The sequence below is a fragment of the bacterium genome, from assembly GCA_019637795.1.
Taxonomy (GTDB): domain Bacteria; phylum Desulfobacterota; class Binatia; order HRBIN30; family CADEER01; genus JAHBUY01.
Genome location: JAHBUY010000007.1, coordinates 369,194 through 389,097, shown reverse-complemented (window position 1 = coordinate 389,097; position 19,904 = coordinate 369,194). Strand labels below are relative to the sequence as shown.

At 67.6% G+C, this 19,904-nt stretch carries 21 protein-coding genes and 2 pseudogenes; 16 read left to right on the top strand and 7 right to left on the bottom strand.

Going from position 1 to position 19,904, the window contains the following annotated elements:
* Positions 1 to 28: 28 nt before the first annotated feature.
* Positions 29 to 1,038 (top strand): annotated as a pseudogene (locus KF840_23470) (IS630 family transposase).
* Here KF840_23470 and KF840_23465 read toward each other — a convergent pair.
* Positions 1,035 to 3,317, bottom strand: coding sequence for a PHP domain-containing protein (locus tag KF840_23465; protein ID MBX3027864.1), 2,283 nt, complete (start codon positions 3,315 to 3,317; stop codon positions 1,035 to 1,037). The pseudogene KF840_23470 and the gene KF840_23465 overlap by 4 nt on opposite strands.
* Positions 3,318 to 3,743: 426 nt before the next feature.
* On the opposite strand from KF840_23465, the gene KF840_23460 reads away from it, so the two are divergent.
* The 5 genes from KF840_23460 (at position 3,744) to KF840_23440 (ending at position 6,055) form a co-directional block, all read left to right on the top strand.
* On the top strand, positions 3,744 to 3,956 hold the full coding sequence (locus KF840_23460; GenBank protein MBX3027863.1) for a hypothetical protein: 213 nt from the start codon (positions 3,744 to 3,746) through the stop codon (positions 3,954 to 3,956).
* A gap of 204 nt (positions 3,957 to 4,160) precedes the next feature.
* Positions 4,161 to 4,817, top strand: coding sequence for a ParA family protein (locus KF840_23455; protein ID MBX3027862.1), 657 nt, complete (start codon positions 4,161 to 4,163; stop codon positions 4,815 to 4,817).
* A 4-nt stretch (positions 4,818 to 4,821) separates the two neighbouring features.
* Positions 4,822 to 5,055 (top strand): hypothetical protein, encoded by a 234-nt coding sequence (locus KF840_23450; protein MBX3027861.1) that lies wholly within the window; start codon positions 4,822 to 4,824, stop codon positions 5,053 to 5,055.
* Between the two features lie 365 nt (positions 5,056 to 5,420).
* Positions 5,421 to 5,654 (top strand): antitoxin VapB family protein, encoded by a 234-nt coding sequence (locus KF840_23445; GenBank protein ID MBX3027860.1) that lies wholly within the window; start codon positions 5,421 to 5,423, stop codon positions 5,652 to 5,654.
* Positions 5,651 to 6,055: a type II toxin-antitoxin system VapC family toxin gene (locus KF840_23440; protein MBX3027859.1), complete on the top strand. Its 405-nt coding sequence runs from the start codon at positions 5,651 to 5,653 to the stop codon at positions 6,053 to 6,055. The genes KF840_23445 and KF840_23440 overlap by 4 nt, the downstream gene beginning before the upstream one ends.
* A 46-nt stretch (positions 6,056 to 6,101) precedes the next feature.
* On the opposite strand, the pseudogene KF840_23435 reads toward KF840_23440, so the two are convergent.
* Positions 6,102 to 6,313: pseudogene (locus tag KF840_23435) on the bottom strand (DUF433 domain-containing protein).
* A gap of 334 nt (positions 6,314 to 6,647) precedes the next feature.
* Here KF840_23435 and KF840_23430 point away from each other — a divergent pair.
* The 6 genes from KF840_23430 to KF840_23405 all read left to right on the top strand — a co-directional run bounded on the left by KF840_23430 (position 6,648) and on the right by KF840_23405 (position 11,163).
* Positions 6,648 to 8,093 (top strand): DUF1566 domain-containing protein, encoded by a 1,446-nt coding sequence (locus KF840_23430; protein ID MBX3027858.1) that lies wholly within the window; start codon positions 6,648 to 6,650, stop codon positions 8,091 to 8,093.
* 82 nt (positions 8,094 to 8,175) lie between these two features.
* Positions 8,176 to 8,580: a four helix bundle protein gene (locus KF840_23425; protein ID MBX3027857.1), complete on the top strand. Its 405-nt coding sequence runs from the start codon at positions 8,176 to 8,178 to the stop codon at positions 8,578 to 8,580.
* Entirely contained in the window at positions 8,577 to 8,987 is a 411-nt protein-coding gene (locus KF840_23420) for a DUF1566 domain-containing protein (GenBank protein MBX3027856.1), read from the top strand. The genes KF840_23425 and KF840_23420 overlap by 4 nt, the downstream gene beginning before the upstream one ends.
* A gap of 77 nt (positions 8,988 to 9,064) precedes the next feature.
* On the top strand, positions 9,065 to 9,268 hold the full coding sequence (locus KF840_23415) for a type II toxin-antitoxin system Phd/YefM family antitoxin (protein MBX3027855.1): 204 nt from the start codon (positions 9,065 to 9,067) through the stop codon (positions 9,266 to 9,268).
* Positions 9,261 to 9,518, top strand: coding sequence for a type II toxin-antitoxin system RelE/ParE family toxin (locus KF840_23410; GenBank protein ID MBX3027854.1), 258 nt, complete (start codon positions 9,261 to 9,263; stop codon positions 9,516 to 9,518). Before KF840_23415 ends, KF840_23410 begins: the two co-directional genes overlap by 8 nt.
* A gap of 55 nt (positions 9,519 to 9,573) precedes the next feature.
* Positions 9,574 to 11,163 (top strand): hypothetical protein, encoded by a 1,590-nt coding sequence (locus tag KF840_23405; protein ID MBX3027853.1) that lies wholly within the window; start codon positions 9,574 to 9,576, stop codon positions 11,161 to 11,163.
* Between the two features lie 400 nt (positions 11,164 to 11,563).
* Here the strand turns inward: KF840_23405 and KF840_23400 are convergent, their stop codons facing one another.
* Both KF840_23400 and KF840_23395 read right to left on the bottom strand, forming a co-directional pair.
* Positions 11,564 to 11,932: a DUF5615 family PIN-like protein gene (locus tag KF840_23400; GenBank protein ID MBX3027852.1), complete on the bottom strand. Its 369-nt coding sequence runs from the start codon at positions 11,930 to 11,932 to the stop codon at positions 11,564 to 11,566.
* A complete protein-coding gene (locus tag KF840_23395) occupies positions 11,929 to 12,159 on the bottom strand; it encodes a DUF433 domain-containing protein (GenBank protein MBX3027851.1) in 231 nt (76 codons plus the stop codon). The genes KF840_23400 and KF840_23395 overlap by 4 nt, the downstream gene beginning before the upstream one ends.
* A 349-nt stretch (positions 12,160 to 12,508) precedes the next feature.
* Here KF840_23395 and KF840_23390 point away from each other — a divergent pair, with 349 nt between their 5' ends.
* The gene (locus KF840_23390) at positions 12,509 to 12,748 is read left to right on the top strand and encodes a ribbon-helix-helix protein, CopG family (protein ID MBX3027850.1); all 240 of its coding nucleotides are present in this window, start codon (positions 12,509 to 12,511) and stop codon (positions 12,746 to 12,748) included.
* Positions 12,739 to 13,086, top strand: a complete 348-nt coding sequence (locus tag KF840_23385) for a type II toxin-antitoxin system PemK/MazF family toxin (protein MBX3027849.1) — start codon at positions 12,739 to 12,741, stop codon at positions 13,084 to 13,086. Before KF840_23390 ends, KF840_23385 begins: the two co-directional genes overlap by 10 nt.
* Positions 13,087 to 13,351: 265 nt before the next feature.
* Here the strand turns inward: KF840_23385 and KF840_23380 are convergent, their stop codons facing one another.
* The 3 genes from KF840_23380 to KF840_23370 all read right to left on the bottom strand — a co-directional run bounded on the left by KF840_23380 (position 13,352) and on the right by KF840_23370 (position 17,734).
* A complete protein-coding gene (locus KF840_23380; GenBank protein ID MBX3027848.1) occupies positions 13,352 to 14,584 on the bottom strand; it encodes a cytochrome P450 in 1,233 nt (410 codons plus the stop codon).
* Positions 14,585 to 14,771: 187 nt separating this feature from the next.
* On the bottom strand, positions 14,772 to 15,851 hold the full coding sequence (locus KF840_23375; protein ID MBX3027847.1) for a DUF2804 domain-containing protein: 1,080 nt from the start codon (positions 15,849 to 15,851) through the stop codon (positions 14,772 to 14,774).
* Between the two features lie 14 nt (positions 15,852 to 15,865).
* On the bottom strand, positions 15,866 to 17,734 hold the full coding sequence (locus KF840_23370) for a PAS domain S-box protein (protein ID MBX3027846.1): 1,869 nt from the start codon (positions 17,732 to 17,734) through the stop codon (positions 15,866 to 15,868).
* Between the two features lie 271 nt (positions 17,735 to 18,005).
* Here KF840_23370 and KF840_23365 point away from each other — a divergent pair, with 271 nt between their 5' ends.
* Both KF840_23365 and KF840_23360 read left to right on the top strand, forming a co-directional pair.
* Positions 18,006 to 19,505 carry a PAS domain S-box protein gene (locus KF840_23365; GenBank protein ID MBX3027845.1) on the top strand — a complete coding sequence of 500 codons (1,500 nt, stop codon included), beginning with the start codon at positions 18,006 to 18,008 and terminating at the stop codon, positions 19,503 to 19,505.
* A 6-nt stretch (positions 19,506 to 19,511) separates the two neighbouring features.
* Positions 19,512 to 19,901, top strand: a complete 390-nt coding sequence (locus KF840_23360; GenBank protein ID MBX3027844.1) for a response regulator — start codon at positions 19,512 to 19,514, stop codon at positions 19,899 to 19,901.
* Positions 19,902 to 19,904: the final 3 nt, after the last annotated feature.

Genomic DNA, 19,904 nt, shown 5'->3' with positions numbered 1-19,904 from the left:
GAGCGGCGGATGTGATACACGACGATCCATGGGAAATCCGGCGGGGGTGAAGCGGGATTTTGATGAGTTGGAACGGCGGCGACTGGAGGCCGCGCGGTTACTGAAGGCCGGGGTGAAACCGGCCGAGGTGGCGCGGCGGGTGGGCGTCCATCGCCAGTCGGTGAGTCGCTGGGTGCAGCAGTTGGCGACCCACGGGCGGGCCGGGCTGAAGAAGGCGGGGCGCGCGGGGCGCCCACCGCGCCTGACCGCCTCGCAACGCCGCCAGCTCGAACGCGCCCTGCAGCGCGGCCCGGAAGCGCTCGGATACCCCACCGGGTTGTGGACCACCGGGCGCGTCGCGGAGCTGATCGAGCAGGAGTTCGCGGAGCGCTTCCATCCCGGCCACGTCTGGCGCTTGCTCCGGCAGCTCGGGTGGAGCTGCCAGCGGCCGACCGGGCGCGCCCTGGAGCGCGACGAAGCCCGTATCCGCTGGTGGAAACGCGAGCACTGGCCCGCCCTTAAAAAAAAGCCCGCCGCGAGCGGCGCACCATCGTCTTCATCGATGAAAGCGGACTCAGTGAGCGCCCGCACCGCTGTCGGACATGGGCGCCGCGGGGGCAGACCCCGGTCCTCCAGTATCACTTCCACTGGAAGACGCTCTCGGCGATCGCGGGCGTAACGTGGTGGCAGTTCTACTTCCGGCTGTACCCCGGCACGATCAAGAGTCCGGAGATCGTCGACTTCTTGGGCCGTCTCCAACGGGCCCTCCCCGGCAAGCTGCTCATCATCTGGGATGGGCTGCGGCAGCACCGCAGTCGACTGGTGAAGGACTTCATCGCTCGCCAGCGCGGCGCGATTCACCTGGAGTACCTGCCCGCCTACGCGCCGGAGCTGAACCCCGTGGAATACATCTGGGGGTACTGGAAGAAGCATGAGCTGCCCAACTTCTGTCCGAAGGACTTCTCGCAGCTCACCACCGTGGCGCGCCGCGCCTTGCGCCGAATGCAGCGCCGCCCCACGCTGGTGACCGCCTTCTGGCAGCAAGCGGAGCTGTTCTAGATCCCGTCACTATATTCTGCGAGACTCAATAGGCGCGGCAGCTCATGCAATTCGCAACGTTCGAGCTGGTACCTAACGTGCGGCTGCGCAAGGCGCTCCAGGAGAACCGTCGCTGCCCTCAAATCAAAGACCTGCGCACCATCGACTGTCAGCGAGGTAATGGCTTTTGTATCCCTCGCACTGACTGCGTCGAGCAGTTTAGGTACCGTAAGATTCTGAATTAGTACGCGCGCACCTGGCACCTGTAGAGTTCGCCAGCCCATCGTGTCGACAATCAGCCGCTCGGCCTCTGGTGAGCACCCGTTCTCGACAAACTTCAAAGTGACGGTTAAATCTGAAAGAGATTCGTGCAACACCCTATTGGCACGCCTCGCAAACCCTTCGCGCGCGGTGTAGATCGCAGATCGCGCGCTCCAGCGCGCTTTCAGCGCAGCGGCCCGCCTGATCCGCAGTTGGTTGAGATGAGGCTTCCACGTCTTTAAGTCCGCCACACTCTGCCGATGCGTCGCTTCGTCCTTAGCGAGCTTCTGGATGTATGCCATGTCCAAGCGATGCCCTTGCGCCTCCAGCTCTTTGCGCTTCGCGTCTATCGAAGCCTGAATTGCGCTCTCCTTGCCCTTCCATTTCGTGAGCTCAGAGCGCGTCGATGCGATCAGGCCGCTCAGTGCGGCCTGCAGGGTCTGATCTACGGTCGCCGAATGCTGCTCGAAGGCCCCGACCTGCTCGAGAATTAGTCGAAACTCCGTGGGACCAACGGTTAGGTGTTGTGGGTCCGCGAGAGTACGCAGCTCTGCCAACGTTGCTTTTGGCGAACCGCCGGCGATGATGTCCTTTACTGCACTAAGCTTTTGCGCGACAGCTTCACGTAGTGTTGCTTCCTCGGCGAGTTTACGCTGGAGTTCGATGAGATCCTCAGCGCCTGCCGTTTTAAGGGCTTGCAACTGCTGTTGGACAATCGCGAGAGCCCGTTCGTGTTGTGGGATCAGCTCTACATTGGCTTCGGCCTTTTCGATTTCGGTTTGCAAGCTCAGAAGATCGCTTCGTGCTTGCTCTTCATCGTCACGCGCCTGCCGGACGTCTACAAACCGGTCGAGGTATCCAAGCAGTGCCATCGGATTGGAGTGGGCCTGAGCGCTAATCTTGGCCGTCTCTCCTTGGCCAAAGCAATCGATACGAAAGGCGGACGGGCCTGACACGGGATCATTGGTATTTTCAACGATACCATTCAGTTCGCGACACAGGAGATGCCGCACGCCGGCTTCATCCTGCCAAATCAGATGCATCTTTGTTGGCCATATCTCCGAATCCACAAGGTCGCTGTCGCTCTGCTCGCCACAGAGGCAGCGAACGGCCTCGAAAGTCGTCGATTTGCCGGTTCCCCGACCCCCCACGATGCAGTTCAGATTCGGGCTGAAGTGGATCATCTGACCGTCGAGGAATCCTCCCTCGATGTGAACACCTACCACGTGGGCGATCGAAGGCGGCAACTGTGCCTCGAGCCTGACGCGCGCATCGCTGTCCTCGAACGCTACCTTGAGAGCGGCGAAGGTAGGCGTGTCCATCTTGATGCGGGTGACGCGGCGATCGCCGCTCGCGTTTTTTCCGAGTGCGGTAAGCGCGTGCGAGTCCGAATTGGACACTCGCGCTAGAAACTGGCGGCTCCCGAGCTTTAGTCGAGCGATTCTCTCGGCGGCAATTGCCGCTCGCTGCGGGTCAGAATCCTCATTGGTGTAAAGAATCGGGGAAGATTCGTGTTTCAGCTCCAAGCCGAGCAGGCCAGCATGGCAGAGCACATCGACTTTGTGAGGACCGTACCCAGGAACGTGTTTCTCGTAGCCGCCGTCACCATCTACATGTGCCAGGACACCGAAGCCTCCAATCTCGTGCAAAAGTCGCAGGCACTCGAGAACCCCGGTCTGACATCGCGACGTCGGTGTATCCCGATCGACGATGCTCAATCGTCCGTGAAATTGTTCTAGTGCGGGAAGGGATGGGAGATAGCATAGGAGGTGCCCTTCCGGTGTGGACAGTTCGACGCCTGGCACGACAAAGAGCTTGTTCTTCGCGGCGGCCAACGCGGGGGCGACGTTGTTGATCTCGTTGTGATCGGTCACAGCGATCGCGCCCAAACCTTCAGCAATCGCCGTTGCCACGATGGCCTCGGGTGTCATCGTGGAATCCTTCACGTCGTGCGACCCGCCGTAGGAATGGATGTGGAGGTCCGCCCGGAAAAATTGGGCGCCGCGCGGGTGCGCCGTGACTTCATCATACAGGCTCATATCATCAACGTGGTTCGAAAAAGTGCGCAGTCGTCTATCACGATTGCGTGTGGAGCTCCACGCATCTCGGATACGCTTGGCTGAGAATAGTTGACGAGGCGAATTGCTTGAGCGGCTGGTTCGCTCGGAGAGCAGCGGCTTCTTTGCGTGCATGCATGCACGCGTTCCCCCGCGCAAGCCCCGCCACGGCCGCCTGGCTCGTTGCCGGCCTGCGCCGTTCCCCTCGGAGTGGATTCGTCAATGGGACCCCTCCTCCCGATTCTCGTTCCCCTTTCCGGTTGGTCTCGTTAGGCTTCGCGTGTCGCCAGGCGCGCCGCTGGATCAATGGCCGGCCCGCTCCAAGCGTCCGTGTTGGCCATGAGCCGGCGGCTTCTTCGCCTTTGCTGTGTCCCGCGCATCCGAAACCAACCATGAAAGGAGAACACCATGTTTCAGACAGAGAAGAATTCCCCAGCCTTCATCGCCTACCACGTGCGCGACGGCGAGGATGGCAAAGAGGGGTTCTGGACCCGGATCGGGGCCGCATGGAAGCACAAGGATAGCGAGGGCTATACGCTCCAGCTTGATCTGGTCCCGGTTGCGTCCGGCCGGATTAGCCTCAGGACGCCGAAGGCTAAGCCGCAGGAACAGGCCGCATAAGCGGCCAGGCAGGGTGGGCTTCGGTCCACCCTCGTCCCGCTTGTACGCGTTCATGCTCGCTTGTCAGCACTGCAGCATGCACGCACGGTGGAGATGCTGCGGCTATTGTGTGTTGCAACAATATAGATATCCGGTATAATAGCGCGCTTTCGTCCAAGAACGCTTGCGGTCATGCACGCAAGGAAGCGCTCGGGGGGCTGGTGGATGGGATTGCTGATCGGCGTCGTGTCGCAGAAGGGCGGGGTAGGGAAGAGCACCCTGGCCCGGATCATCGCCCGCGAGTATGCGGCGGGTGGTTGGAACGTCAAAATCGCGGACCTCGATCTGTCGCAATCCACGAGCTTCAAATGGCAGTCGAGGCGGCTCAACAACGGCGCGGACCCGCAAGTCGCCGTCGAGCAGTTCGCTTCGGTTGCAGATGCGCGTAAGGTCGCCGGCCATTACGACCTGGTCATCTTTGACGGTGCGCCCCACGCCACGGCGGCGACACTCGAGGTCGCCCGCGTCAGTCACTTCCTGATTTTGCCTACCGGCCTGGCCCTCGATGATCTGGAGCCGACCGTGCGGCTGGCGCATGAACTGACGAAGAACCGGGTCGACGCTGGCAAGATCGCCATTGCGCTCCTCAAGGTTGGCGACAGCGCGGCCGAACTCGAGGAGGCCCGAGACTACATCAAGCGGGCAGGGTACTATGTTCTGCCCGGCGGCATCCCGGAGCGCACGGCGTACCGCCGCGCCTTCGATCTGGGGCGCACCCTGACGGAGACGCCCTTTCGAAGCCTGAATCAGCGTGCCGAGGAGCTCGCCCAGGCCATCATCAATCGCATCGACAAGCTGACCGAGCTGCAAGGAGCGGCGTAATCCGATGGTGACGACGGTCAAGCAGCCACCGGCACGCACGACCAAGGGAGAACCGCCGCCGGCGGCTCGTGCCAGCCAGAACCTGACGAAGCCCGTCCCCGGCGAGATTCACTCGCTCAATGTTCGCGTCCCGATCGCGTTCCACCAGGAGTTCAAGCTGTACGCGGTGCGCCATGGGATGAGCATGGTCGAACTCGTGCAGCGAGCCTTCAATCACTACAAAGAAAGCACCGGCTGACGACGGGCGCGGGATGTAAGCCCTGCCTGCACGGATCTTGTCGCGAGTTGAACACCGGTGTTCAAACTGCCCCGAATCGGGGCCATTTGGGACACATCGCGGCGCACAAAGCCCTTTGTTTTCAAGCTTTCAGCTTGGTTCAAATCCCGTCGGGGACGCCTTCCTCCACAAGGGGTTTCAGCCGCCGACCAATGACCGCACGCGCGGTGTCACTGGTGTGGGCTCTCCGCGTCAGAATCCGTATCAAGGAACGGCCGGAGCGGCTCGACCAGGCCGAGCCAGGCCGCAGGCCGGGCGGCTGGGCGCGCGCTCGCTGGCGTTCCCGGCTGTTGACCGACGGGCGATTGTAAGTGCATGGTCAGTGCATGGCGGTCAAGACGATCACGATCGACCTCGAGGCCTACGAGATCCTCTCGCGCTGCAAGCGGCCGGGCGAATCCTTCTCGCAGACGATCAAGCAGCGCCTCGGCCGCAAGATGACGGGAGCGGACCTGCTGAAGCTCGCGCAGCGGACGCGCTTGTCGGAAGCGACGCTTGATGCGATCGACGAGCAGGTGAAGGCGCGGCGCCGCAGTCGCCCGCGCCGCGTCCGATTGTGATCCACGCCGACACCTCGTTTCTCGTCGATCTCCTGCGCGAGAGCCGGCGGGGCAAGGCTGGTCCCGCAACGGCGCTGCTCGCTTCGCTGGCGGGCGAAGAGGTCCGTGTCGGGCTACACGCGCTGTGCGAACTGTTGGTCGGTGCAGAGGGGGCCCGGCAGCCGGCGGTGGAGCGCCAACGCGTACGGCGGCTGTGTCAGGGACTCGTCGTGAGCTATCCAGACAATCGCTTGCCGCCGGTGTATGCACGGCTGGTGAAGGTGCTGAACGGCTCCGGGCGTTCCATCGGCACCATGGACGTCTTGATCGCGGCAGCGGCGTTGGTCGACGGCGCGACGGTGCTGACGCGCAACGTCCGGCACTTCGACCGCGTACCCGGACTCGCGGTACGCAGTTACTGACACCGCCGGCGCGGCCGATATCGGAATCTCCCCCGGCCTTCACGCGTGGCACCTCACGCTCGCAAACGGCCAGCGCGGCATCCCGCAGCCCCTCGCGGATGTCGTCGGCCTCGAGGTCGGGGTACGCGGCGAGGATCTCCGGCTCGGTCATTCCGTCGGCGACCATGTCCAGCACCGTGGCCACCGGGATGCGCAGGCCACGGATGCAGGGGCGCCGTCCATGCGGGCCGGGTCGACGGTGATGCGCGCGACCGTCATCATTATGCTCCAAGGGCCTCCCAGGACGATTGCTCCAACGGCCTTCCCGGACGATGGCGCATCGCCGACACACCTCGACGCCCTCGTCGGTCTCCCGCAGCGCCTCGGACTCGGTGCTGCTCGATGGCGGCTCGCCTGACATGGTTGGCGGCGGTTCCGGCTCATCGCGACGAGGTTGCCAATAGGGAAGGGAACGGCGCCCTCCAGGAGATCGCCGCGGCAGACGCTAATGTACTACTTGAATAATGCGCTGCGGATATGGCAGGCGCGAGATGCTGCCTGCCGCGGCGTCCCATGGGGGGACCGGGTCGGACGGGCGTCAGCGGGAGGGGACATGACGATCACGAGAGTGCTGGTGGCGGCAGCGGCGCTGCTACTGGCGGCGGGGAGGGCCGGGGCGGTCAGCGATGCCGAGAAGTGCCAGTCGAGCGAGCTGAAGACGTCGGGCAAGTACAGCTTCTGCCGGCTGAAGGCCGAGGCCAAGGCGGTGAAGACGGCGACGACGCCGGACTACGGCAAGTGCGATGACTCCTTCGCGGCCAAGTTCAATCAGGCGGACACCAACGGCATGGGGCAGTGCCCGGCGGGCGCTACGCAGGCGCAGATCCAGGCGTTCCTCACGCAGTGCAGCGACGACGTGGCGACCGCGCTGGCCGGTGGGCCGCTGCCGGACTGCTCTGGGGACCTGGCGACCTGCAACGCCAGCCTGGGCACGTGCAACGGCAGCCTGGGGACCTCCAACACCAACCTTGCCACCTGCAACACCACTCTGACCGCGACCACGGCGAGCCTGACGACGTGCAACGGGAACCTGAGCACGTGCACCGGGGATCTGGGCACCTGCAACACGAACCTTGGCACGTGCAATGCCAGCCTGACGAGCTGCTCCAGCAGCCTGACGACGGTCAACGCCGGCACGGCGGCGCAAGGTGACGTGCTGAGCGGGAAGACGTTTTCGAGTGGGGCCGGCATCGGGCTGACGGGTAGCATGGCGAACATCGGGCAGCAGAACGTGACGCCGGGGACCGCGCCGGTGGCGATCAGCCAGGGCTACCACGACGGCACGGGAACGGTGGCTGGCGATACTGACCTGGTGGCCGGAAACATCAAGAGCGGCGTGGACATCTTCGGGGTGACCGGCACCGTCCTGCCAAGCCAGCCGCTGCGCACGGGACAGACGCAGTGCGACCAGGGCGGGGGCACCCTCGGGGCGTGTCCGGGCTCGCCGTCGGGGCAGGACGGGACGACGCTGAAGGGCCAGACGCGCAGCTACACGGTGAACGCCAACGGCACGATCACCGACAACCGGACCGGCCTGGTGTGGGAGAAGCTCGACGACAACAACGCCAACGGCATCCACGACTTCAGCGCGACCTTCACCTGGTACAACGCGTTCAAGAAGATCCAGGTGCTCAACGGCAACGTGGCCGGCTGCATCGCGTTGAACAACCCGGACGCGTGCTGCAGTGGGGCCGGCACGGGGAGCTGCACGGCCTTCGCCGGGCAGACGGACTGGCGGCTGCCGAACTCGTTTGAGCTCTTCACGCTGGCGGACCACGGCCGCGTCAGTCCGGCGATCGACCCGACGTTCAATACGAGTTGCGCTGCAGCCTGCACGACGGCGACGTGCAGCTGCACGCAGTCGGACCTCTACTGGTCGTCTACTACCTACCAGTCCAATCCGGCCTACGCGTGGGACGTGGGCTTCAACGACGGCGGCGTGAGCGCGACCAATAAGAGCGGGACCTTCTATGGTCGTGCCGTCCGCGGCGGCTCATGATCGATCATTTGGCTCTTTGAGACTTTGATTATTTGATTCGGGGGTCTGGGGGCGGAGCCCCCAGCGAGGACGCTTTCGCGCCATGGCGCAGACCGAACATCTGCCGATCTACAAGGCGGCGTACGAGCTGTGCCTGTACTTCGAGCAGCTCGTGCGCGGCTTCTCACGCTACCACAAGTACTCGCTCGGGCAGGATCTGCGCGACGGGGCGCGGCGGGTGCTGAAGCTCATCGTGCGCGCCAACGCCCGGCGCGAGAAGGGGCGCGTACTGCTGCAGGTGCGGGAAGAGGTGGAGGAGCTGAAAGTGGTGCTGCGCCTGTGCCACGACGCGCAGGCGCTGCCCACCTTCAAGTCCTTCGAGCACGCCATCCGCCTGGTGACCGACATCGCCAGGCAGAATGAAGGTTGGCTGAAGAGCCAACAACGGGGCCGTGGCCAGAATCGGCGCGTGATTCTCGACGAGATAGCGGAGCCGAGCGTGCCATGATCATGAGGTCCCTCGTCCACCGGCGGCCTCGGCATCGGCTGCCCGCCGGTCAACGCCGGAGCCCCGTAGCGGGGCCGAGGCACAAGGGCGCCTTCCCCGGCCGCGGCTGGGCCAGGCGTCCGGGTCCGGCCGCCGCGCCGTTCGGCGGCGCGCGGGAACAAGCGGCGAGGGCCACGCAGTCGAACAACTACTGGTCGTCTACTACCTACCAGAACAATCCGACCAACGCGTGGAACGTGAACTTCAACGACGGCAACGTGAACGCGAACAATAAGAGCAATACCTTCTATGTTCGTGCCGTCCGCGGCGGCTCATGGTCCGTCGAATCGCCCCGCTGGCACTGGCCGGCGGGGCGCGGCCCCGTGTCCGGTGCGGCGGGAGGCTGGCCTCCCGCCGCCCGGCGCTGAAACCCCTCGCGCTGCCTTGGGGGGCGCCCCATGGCGCGGTATGGTGGGATCGTGGCCGGTCCAGGGAGCAAGGAAACATGAAGACGAAGCGCAAGGCGCCGGAGATCGTGCTCCGCGACGGCAAGCCCGCGGCGGTCATCCTCGACATCGAGCACTATCGCGAGCTGCTCGAGCGGGCCGAGGACGCGCACGACCTGCGCGCCCTCGAGGCCATGCGGCGGCGACCGCTCAAGTTCCGGCGGCTGGACGACTTCCTGAAGTCGTACACGCCGGATGCATGAGGTCGTTCTCGCCGCCCAGGCCGAGCGCGATCTGATGCGGCTGCCGGCGGCGGTCTTCCGCCGCGTCGTCGGCGCCGTGCGCTCGCTCGCCGCCACGCCGCGCCCGCCCGGCGCGCGCAAGCTCCAGGGCAGCGGGCGGGACGACTACCGCCTGCGGGTCGGCGACTACCGGGTCCTGTACGAGGTGGACGACCGCGGACGCACCGTGCGGATCCTGCGCGTCCGCCCTCGGCGCGAGGCATACCGGTGAGACCGGGGGCACGACCAGCGCACCGTCGCACGCCCCAGGCCACCGACGGCCGGCGATGACCAGCGACCTCTACGCCTTCGAGAATCTGTGGCGGCAGTACCGCGCCTGCCGGCGCAACAAGCGCAACACCATCAACCAGCTCCGCTTCGAGATCGACGCCGAGGCCAACCTGCTGCAGCTGCAGGAAGAGCTGCGCGAGCACACCTACCGGCCGGGGCGCTCGATCTGCTTCGTCACAGAGGGCCCGAAGCCGCGCGAGGTGTTCGCCGCCGACTTCCGCGATCGCGTCGTGCACCACGTCCTGGTGTCGCGCCTCGAGCCGATCTTCGAGCCGCGCTTCATCCACGACTCGTACGCCTGCCGCACCGCCAAGGGCGTCCTCGCGGCCAGCACCCGCCTGATGGAGTTCCTGCGCCGCGTCACGGCCAACGGCCGGCGGCCGGCGTGGGCGCTGAAGCTTGACATCGCCAGCTTCTTCCCGTCGATCGACAAGCCGACGCTGTACGCGATCATCGCCCGCGCCGTGCGCGACCCGGAGCTGCGCTGGCTCACCCGCACGATCCTCTTCCACGACCCCGCCGCCGACTATCACTTCCGGCGCGGCCCCCGGCGGACACCGCCGCCGAGCTCGGAGGCCTACCCGGTACCCGCGCAGAAGAGCCTGTTCGGCAACGGCCCCGAGCGCGGCCTGCCGATCGGCAACCTGACCAGCCAGTTCTGGGCGAACGTCTACCTGAACGAGCTCGACCAGTTCGTGAAGCGCGAGCTGCGCTGTCGGCTCTACCTGCGCTACGTGGACGACTGCATCCTGCTGCACGCCGACGCGGGGGTCCTGTGCCGCTGGCGGGAGGCGATCCGGGGCTTCGTCGCCGACCGGCTGCAACTGCGCCTGCGCGAGCCCGACGCACTGCCGCAGCCGGTCGGCCGCGGCGTCGATTTCGTCGGCTGGACGACCTGCTGGAATCATCGCCGCCCGCGCGGCCGCACGCTGGCGGCCTGCCAGGCGCGGCTGCGGAAATTCGGGCGCAGCCAACTGCGCCGGCGCTGGAACGGCGCGGCACTGGTGCTCGACCTCGAGCGAAACGCCGAGGCCTTGCCGGCCCTGCGCGCGATCCTGGCCTCGTACAGCGGCCATCTCCGCCACGGCGCCGCGTACCGACACTGGGCGCGCCTGTGGGACCGCCACGGCTGGCTGGTGGCGCTGTTCGCGCCCGTCGGCGACGATCCGTGGCGAGTGCTGCTGCGCTGGCCGCACCAGCCCGTCGCCGCGCTGCGCTTCTCGATCCAGTACCGCCGCTTGATCCGTCACGCGGGACCCAGGACGCTGCTGTTCTGCCAGGTCGGGCGCTTTGTCGAGTTCTTCGGTCCCCAGCGCGAGCCGGCGGCGCGGGCGCTGCGCCTGGTGCGGGTCGGCATGGCGCGTGCGGGCTACGGGTTCAGCGTCGGCTTTCCGGTGTCCCTCCGGGCGGCGTATGTGTCACGCGCCGTGCGCGCCGGCTACGTCGTCGCCGACGTGCGGGAGGGCGAGCCCCTGCTGCCTGGCTGTGCCACCCGCGCCGTGGTGGCGATCTGGTGGCCGCGTGACGGGCGCGTGACGGCCCCCGCGGCTCCGCCCGATGTGACCGCCGGCTCTCGTCCGGCGTGACGGGCCCGCGGCGACTCGGCGCGGCCAGCGGAGCTGCTGGCAACGCGGCGAATCGAAGGAAGCGCGGTCGCAATGCACACCCGACAGGGAGGGGGGAGGGCCGCACGGCGGCCTCGCGCGCACGTGGCGAAGCGAAAACGTGGACCAGTGACCGTCACTGGTTCGGCGGGAAACGCCGGGACGAATTGGGATATTCAGGCGCTCGGGCGGGAGCGCCGGCGAGAGCGCCGAGGCTCTGTGCCGCTTGTGTTTCCAGGCTCTTCCGGCGCCGCGGGCGCTTCCGGCTGACCGTGTTCAAATCCCGTCGGGGAGGCTCCCTCCGCCCGTGCCCAAAGGTGACAGCGGGACCTTCCGGGAGCGGCCTGAAACGGTCAACCGCGTAAGAACTCTGCGGGTTGCCTCAATCGATCGGCAGCAGGCGAATCCGCACGCGTGTGTCCTCCAAGACCACGACTGCGCCGTCTTCGAGCACGGCCTGGACATTGGGAAGGTTGACGCACAGCAACTGCGACTGCGCGTCGGCCCGGCGCTGACTCGCGCGGCGGAACAGGATCACCGACGGCCGCTTCTCCTGGCGAACGGCGAGGAGCGTTCCGAAGTCGGTGTCCGCCGACACCAGGACGCGCTCGTCGCGCGCGGCGCGCGCGAAGACGTCTTCGTCGGCAGCACTCGACATGCCGTACTCGCGCACGTGCACAGCGTCGTGGACTGCGACGCGCAGGCCTTCGGCCACACCTGGCGACAGCGCGTTGTCGACCAGGAACCTCACCCGGCCTTGACGAGCGGCAGCTCTCGCTCGCGAACGGCCGCAGCGGCATAGCGGAGTGCCTCGCGGATGTCGTCCAGTTCGAGGTCGGGGTAGCCGCGCAGGATCTCATCCTCGGCCATGCCATCGGCGACCATCCCGACCACCGTGGCAACCGGTATCCGCAGGCCCCGGATGCAGGGCGCGCCGCCCATGAGCTTCGGATCGACCGTGATTCGCCCAAATTTCATCCATCGCTCCCGCTGCTACTGGCGACCGATAGCACACGTCCCCCGCATGTCCGGAATCAAACCTTCTCGGGCCTCCCCGACGGCCGCCACGACCTCGAAGGACCGGCGAGGCGTCATGCTGCCAGCGCCCGTCGCAGCCCGTCAACCGCACCCAGGCGACCGCCGAGTTCAAAACGCTCGTTAGGGTGTTCAAACTGGCGATACTTGGGGACGTTTCCTCCCAGACGGATGGAGACAGCGGCAGCAGCGTGGCAGTTGGCGCTTACACGCCCAGGGGCGATGTTCTTCAGTCCCACGGCTGCGCAGACGTCGCTTGCCCGCGTTCAGCAGGCGCGGTTATACTTCTGGTATGAAGACGGCGATCTCGATTCCCGACGAGGTGTACGCGGGCGCGGAGCGCCTGGCGCGCAGGCTGCGGAAGTCGCGCAGCCAATTGTACGCGGAGGCGGTGGCCGAATACCTGGCTCGTCATGATCCGGAGGCCGTCACGGAGGCGATGAATCGCGTCTGCGAGGAGGTGGGTCCGCAGGGTGATGCTGGGGTCTCGACTGCGGCCCGGCGCATTCTCGAACGGACCGAATGGAAGTAGTCGCGCAGGGGGAGGTGTGGTGGGCCGACCTCCCCGATCCGACCGGGTCGGGTCCGGGGTTCCGCCGCCCGATCGTGGTATTGCAGGGCGAAGCCCTCAATCGCAGTCGCTTGCCGACCGTCGTCTGCGTGCCGCTGACGAGCGACCTACGCTGGGCCGACGCACCAGGGAATGTGCTGCTACGCGCCCGTAGCACGGGTCTGACGAAGGACTCGGTCGCCAACCTCTCCCAGGTCATCGCCATCGACAAGCTGTTGCTGAGTGAGCGCGTGGGGCGCGTGTCCCGAACCCAGGTCGAGTTGCTGCTCGCCGGACTCGATCTCGTGCTTGGGCGATAGGCTCACGCCGCCAGCTCGCGTCGCAGCCCGTCCATCTCCCGCACCCGGGGGACCATCTGGTCCAAACTGAATCCGGTCAGGGGTCCGGTTCAAATTGGCGCTGCTCGGGGACGCCTCACCACGGGCCCGCAGTCGTCGGCCCGCGCCTCGAGGGTGCCCGGAACTTTCGGCGGCTTCACCACCGTCGCCCAGGTAGCCGGCGGCGGCATGGGCATCGGCGGTCCACCCGTACGCGGCGGCCCGACGACGGGGAGTGCGGAGGGGGTCAGCGCGACCGCGGGCCGGGGCGGAAGCGGACCTGCATCTCCTTCACGCCGTTGATGAAGCAGGAGCGCAGGCGGCGCGGGGGCGCGGTCATCTCCATGTCGTGCAGGCGGGTGGTGATGCCGCGGAAGATCTCCTGCAGCTCGAGGCGGGCGAGGTTGGCGCCCAGGCAGTAGTGCTCGCCGAAGCCGAACGCGACGTGGTCGTTCGGGCTGCGGCGGATGTCGAAGACGTCGGGGTCGCGGAACACGTCCTCGTCGCGGTTCGCCGAGGGATACCAGAGCAGCAGCTTGTCGTGCTCGCGGATGGTCTGGCCGCGGAGCGTGGTCTGCGTCGTGGCGGTGCGGCGGAAGGTGTGCACGGCGGGGGCGAAGCGCAGGATCTCCTCGACGGCGCTGGGGACCAGCCGCTGATCGGCGCGCAGCGCCGCGAGCTGGTCGGGGTGCTCGAGCAGCGCGATCATGCCGTTGCTGGTCACCGTGCGCGTCGTCTCGTTGCCGGCGATCAGCAACAGGAGGAAGAAGAAGTTGAACTCCATCTCGTCGAGCTTGCGGCCGTCGAGCTCGGCGTTGACGAGGGCGGTGGCGAGGTCGTCGCTCGGCGTCTCGTGGGCGATCGTCCACAGCTTGCTGGCATAGACGAACATCTCGCCGAAGGCGGCCATGGCGTCGCCGGGGACGATCGGCTTGCCGTCGCTCTGCAGGTCGGGGTCGTCGATGCCGACCATCTTGTTGCCGAGCAGGTAGATGTGGCGTCGATCCTCCTCCGGCACCCCCATCATCTCGCAGATCACCGCCAGGGGCAGGCGGGCGGCGACGTCCTCGACGAAGTCGCAGGCGCCGCGCTCGATCACGTCGTCGATGATCTCCTGCACCATGGCGCGGACCCGACCGTGCAGGTTGGCGATCATGCGCGGCGTGAAGGCCTGGTTGACCAGCGTGCGGTACTGGCGATGCCGCGGCGGGTCCATGTTGAGCATGATCGACTGGATCGCCGGCAGGTCCTGCGCCGGCGGATCCTCGCGCAGCGTCCCCTGGCGCTCGGAGGAGAAGATGCCCGGGTGCTTCGAGACGTGCTTGAGGTCCTCGTACTTGGTGACCGCCCAGAAACCCGGACCGTTGGGTTCCTCGTGCCAGTAGACCGGCGCCTCGCGCCGCAGGACGCGGAACATCTCGTGCGGCGTGCCCTGCTGGAAGATGTCGGGGTCGACCAGATTGACATCGTGCAATCGCATGCGCGCCTCCTCGCTCGTCTCGACCAAACAAACGTTTGGTATCGGTTGGCGGCGCGACGGTCAAGGCACGATTGCGCGGGATCGCTCGGCGGCGTTGTGATCGCGCGGCGGTGGCGGAGCGTGGGCGGCTGACGTAATCGCCGCGCGGGACGCCGCTGGCGGCGTCGATCGCGTGGCGGGCGGCCGTCTACCAGCGGTGGTCGAACTCCTCCGCCCAGCCGATCAGCTCGCGGATCGGCCGCGTGCGATCGTCGACCCGAATGCTCCCCCGCCAGCGTCCGAAGCAGCAGACGCCACCGGAGCGGACGATGCCGAGGCTGGCGCGCACGCGATGCGCGAAGATCGGCTCCAGCACCAGGTCGATGGCGCCCGAGTGCTCGGCGCGGACGCGCCAGGGACGCATCCAGTCGCCCGGATGGTACTCCCAGCGCAGGTCCTCCATCACCTTGTGCAGGCGACCGTCGATCAGGATTCCGTTCTCGTTGACGCCCGTGCCGGTGGTCCACCGGGCGCCGACGTTGACCCCGACCCGCACGCCGTCCTGAACGCCGGTCGCCACGCCCCAGTTCCAGCACGAACGGTACGGCCAGATGCCGCGACCGAAGTCCTGGACCGCGTGGCAGTCGGCGGGATCCATGGCGTAGCGCTGCTCGCCCACCGTCACGACGCCCTCGCAGGGCATGGTGTTGTGCTTCGAGTTGAGCTGGAAGTGGTCGGCGCTCCAGGGCACGACGATGTTGAGGCTCTCCTGCCCGGGGGGCCGCCGAACCACGAAGTCGGCGCCGATCCGCTCGCCGCTCCTGGCGGTGCCGGCGAAGTGGACGGTCATGTCGCCGCCGTCGTTGCGATTCACGTAGGTCATGGAGCGACCGCGGAACGCCACCGTGCGCTCGACGTGCTCGGGCAGGTCGAGCGAGCCCGGCCGCGCCAGCGCCATCGCGGCGAGCGAGCGCCCGGTCGCGAAGTCGATGAAGGTCGCCTGGCAGAAGGCGGCGACGTCGATGTCGGCGAGGGTGACCGAGAAGACGAAGCGGGGACTGATCCAGTTCCAGAAATTCCAACGCTTCTTGCGCGGCCAGCGACCGTGCAGGTTGGCGCGCACCAGCGGCCGGCGCGACCAGCCGACGGCCGCCGGTGACAGGCGCCCCGCGGCCTCGCAGAGATCGGTGGCCGCGAGCACCTCGCGCTCGACGTAGGCGCCGGCCACCAGCGGCGGCGCGCCGCGCCGATCGAGGATCGGCAGGTGATCGGGCAGGGCAGGGCGCATGGCGCGTCGTCCGCCTACTGCGCGGCCGAGTCGGCGTGGCGGTGCTGCGGCGGCCGCAACGGCAGGTCGATGTGGAAGATGGTGCCGCGCGGCACCCGGGTGGTGAAGGTGAGCGCGCCACCGTGCGCCTCCACGATGCGGCGGGCGATCGGCAGCCCGAGGCCGGATCCGCCGTGCTTGGTGGTCTCGAACAGCCGGAAGGCGTCGATGTCGTCTGGGATGCCGGGGCCATCGTCGCTGATCGAGATGCGGACGGCCGGCCGCTGCGCGGCGAGGACGCCGAGGGCGAGGCAGACCTCGCCCGGGCCGGCGCCGATGGCCTCGATGGCGTTCTTCACCAGGTTGTCGAGGACGCGGAAGAGCTTCGCGTAGTCGCCGGCGATCTCCAGGTCGGCGGCCGGCGCGGCGACGCGCAACGCGATGCCGCGCGCCTCGGCGACGGGGCGCCAGGCGGCGGCGACCGCGTCGAGAAAGCGCGCCGGGTCGATGGGCGCGGCGTCGAGGCGCTGCTGGCGCGAGAAGTCGCCGAGCTCCTGCAACATGCCGTCCAGCCGGCGGACGCTGCCCAGGACCTGGGTGGCGACGCCGATCGCGGCTTCCGAGAACTGCTCGGGCCGGCGGCGGATGAGGCGGACCAGGCGCTGCACCTGCATGCTGAGGCCGGCGAGCGGGTTGCCGAGGTCGTGCACGATCTGCGCCGTCACGGCGCCGATGTCGGCCAGGCGGCCGCGCTCCTGCACCAGGCGCTGCAGCTCCCGCACCTCGGCGTCGGCGCGCTTGCGCTCGCTCAGGTCGCGCAGCACGCCGGTGAAGAGACGGCGATGCCCGACGGTCGCCTCGCTGACCGCCAGATCGACCGGGAAGGTGCTGCCGTCGCGGCGCCGAGCGGTGACCTCGCGGCCGATGCCGATGATCTTGCGCACGCCGGTGGTGCGATAGGCCCGCAGGTAGCCGTCGTGCTCGTCGTGGTAGGGCGCCGGCATCAGCATGCTGACATTGCGGCCGACCACCTCGTGGACCGGGTAGCCGAAAAGCTGTTCGGTGGCGGCGTTGGCGCTCTGGATGATGCCCTCCTCGTCGATGGTGATGATGGCGTCGATGATCGAATCGCGCACCGCGCGGCCCTGTTCCTCCTGTTCGCTCAACAGGAGCTGGCCCTCGCGGCGCGCCGCCATCTCGCTCCCGATGCGCTGCGCCGCCCGCGAGAAGTCGCGCTCGGCGAGGACGATCGCCAGGACCAGCAACGCCACCGTGGCGAGCGCGAACAGCCAGAGCAGTTGTTTCGTGCGCTGCAATCGATCCGCGGTGCGCGCCTCGCGCGCCTGCAGCAGGGCGAGCTCGGCATCGCGGATCGCGTCGATCTGCGCCCGCGTCGCCTGCAGCAGGCGCAGGTCCTCGCCGCGCGCCATCGTGGCCCCCACGGCGGCGGGGCCAGCGGTCTGGCCGAGCGCGCGCAGGTTCTGCAGGTCCGTCAGCCGGGCGGTGATCGCCGGCCGCAGTGCCTCCAACCTCGCCATCTGCTGCGGGTTGTCCTCCAGATCGGCCTGCAGGCGCGCCAGGAGCGGCCCGGCGCTGCGCTCGGCATCGTCGAGCGCCGCCAGGGGTTCGGTCGCGCCGGTCAGCACGGAGGCGCGCAGGCCCGTCTCGGCGTCGAAGAACATCGTCTGCAGGTCGTTGAGCCCCTCGACCACCTGCCGGGAGTGCGTCGCCGAGCGCGTGCTGTCGAGAAATCCGCCCATGGCGCGGATCGTTGCCGCCGCGCTGCCGACGATGAGCAGGGCCAGCAGGGCGACCACCAGGCGCGCTGCCCAGTGGTGGCCGAGACTGGGACGTGCGGGCGGTTCGGGCGCCGGCGGCGCAGGGGGCTCGAGGGCGACGGTCATTGGATGCGAGCCTGTACCGTTGCTCTTTCCAAACCCGCCACACGGCGGCAAGCGGCCGAGCCGGATGCCCGCTGCATCACGGGTCCGTTCCTGGGGCCCGGGCCAGCCGCGGACATGACGAGTCGCGGCAGCGGGATGGGGCGATGCGGGCCTGACGCGCCGATGCCCTCGTTGAACCGCCAGGGGTCGAAAAGATCGTGCTTTCTTCCGAGAACATGGAATAATTCCCCCGAGCGGACCTTCCCGTTCGTGGGAATGTCCGGGGTCTGGGATGATGAAGAGCATCGACGACCTCGAAGCGGCGCTCGGTGAAGCCAAGCGGTCGGCGCAGTGGTTCCGCCAACTCCTCGATTCGGCGCCGGATGCGATGGTGGTGGTCGACGCGGCGGGGCGCATCGTCCTGGTGAACGCGCAGGTCGAGCGGATCTTCGGTCATGCCGGCGAGGCGATGATCGGCGAATCGGTCGAAATGCTGATCCCGGAGCGCCTGCGCCAGCGGCATCTCCTGCACCGCAGCGGCTATGCGGCCGACCCGCGCTTCCGCGCCATGGGCGCCGGTCTGGAGTTGTTCGGCCTGCGCAGGGATGGCAGCGAGTTTCCCGTCGAGGTGAGCTTGAGCCCGATCGTCACCGCCGACGGCGTGCTGGTGGCCAGCGCCATCCGCGACGTCAGCGAACGCCGGCGCGCCGAGGAGCGGTTCCGCGCCCTCCTCGAGTCGGCGCCGGATGCGATGGTGATCGTGAACCGGACCGGCGAGATCGTGCTCGTGAACTCGCAGACCGAATCGCTCTTCGGCTACCAGCGGGCCGAATTGCTCGGCCGCTCCGTCGAAGTGCTGGTCCCCCGCCGCGCCCGCGCGGAGCATCCCCTGCACCGGGCTCGGTATCTGGCCAATCCGCGCCTGCGCCCGATGGGCGCCGGCATTGATCTCTACGGGGTCCGCAAGGATGGGAGCGAGTTTCCGGTCGAGATCAGTCTCAGTCCCCTGGGCGCCGGCGACGAGTTGCTGGTCAGCAGCTCGATCCGCGACATCACCGAACGCAAGCGCTTCGAACGCATGCTGCACGAGAAGAACATCGAGCTGGAGCGGGCAAACCGGGCCAAGGACCTGTTCCTGGCGACGATGAGTCACGAGCTGCGAACGCCGCTCAACGCCGTCATCGGCTTCACGGGCACGCTGCTCATGCGTCTTCCAGGGCCGCTGACCGACGATCAGGAGCGCCAGCTCCTCACGGTGCAAGGCAGCGCCAGGCATCTTCTGTCGTTGATCAATGACCTTCTCGACCTGGCGAAGATCGAGGCCGGCAAACTGGAGCTCCAGATCGAGGCGGTGAGCTGCCGCGAGGTGCTCCAGAGCCTGGCCGAGACGGCGCGCCCGCTGGCCGCGGCCAAGGGGCTGGCCTGCGAGCTGCGGATGCCCGCCGGCGACGTCTTCCTGCGCACGGATCGCCGCGCCCTCTGTCAGATCGTGATGAACCTGGTGAGCAATGCGATCAAGTTCACCGACAGCGGCCACGTGGCGATCACCGCCGAGCGGGTCGGCGCGGGGGTGACGATCCACGTCGCCGACACCGGGATCGGCATCGACCCGGAGGAGATCGGGCGACTCTTCGAAGCCTTCCAGCGCCTCGGCGACCGCCGTCGCCGCGAGGGTACAGGTCTGGGTCTGTACCTGAGCCGGAAGCTCGCGGAGCTGCTGGGCGGACGGATCGACGTCAAGAGCACGCAGGGCCGCGGCAGCCGCTTCTCGCTGCGGCTGGGGGAAGGCTGATCGACGATGGCGCGCATCCTGGTGATCGAGGACGATCCCGCGAGCCTGGAGCTGATGCGCTACCTGCTGCATGCCTTCGGACACGAGGTGCGCCTGGCGATGGACGGGATGGCCGGGCTCTCCAGCGCTCACCGCGAGCGGCCCGAGATCATCGTCTGCGATGTCCAGCTCCCGGACGTCGATGGTCTCGAGATCGCGCGCCGGCTGAAGGCGGACCCGGCGATGCGCGACATTCCTCTCGTCGCCGTCACCGCCTCCGCGATGGTCGGCGACCGCCGCTCGGTGCTGGCGGCCGGTTTCGATCTCTACATCGCCAAGCCCATCGTGCCGCCGGCGTTCGTCGAGCAGATCGCCGCGGTGGCGCGCGCCGCCGGGGTGGACGCCGGCAGGGGCTAGCGA